1 protein-coding gene is annotated in these 274 nt (G+C 38.7%); it reads left to right on the top strand.

The features are described from left to right. The coding region (locus tag SB689_RS23075) for a phosphoadenosine phosphosulfate reductase family protein (RefSeq protein ID WP_410694393.1) at window positions 1–274 on the top strand (274 nt) is incomplete at both ends.

Here is a 274-nt window from a genome sequence, read left to right on the forward strand (position 1 = left end):
TGGATCAGTTGGAAGCTGAATCTATTTACATTTTAAGGGAAGTTGCAGGGCAGTTTGAACGTCCGGCGCTTTTATTTAGTGGAGGAAAAGACAGTATTGTGCTTGCTCATCTGGCTTCAAAGGCATTTCGCTATGGGAAAATACCTTTTACGTTTGTTCATGTAGATACAGGACATAATTTCCCTGAAGTATTAAATTTCCGGGATCAGCTTGTCAATCAGTTAGATGTTAATCTTGTGGTACGTAAAGTGGAAGATACAATAGAAAAGAAAGG

Source organism: Chryseobacterium sp. SIMBA_038, assembly GCF_046535115.1.
Classification (GTDB): Bacteria; Bacteroidota; Bacteroidia; order Flavobacteriales; family Weeksellaceae; genus Chryseobacterium.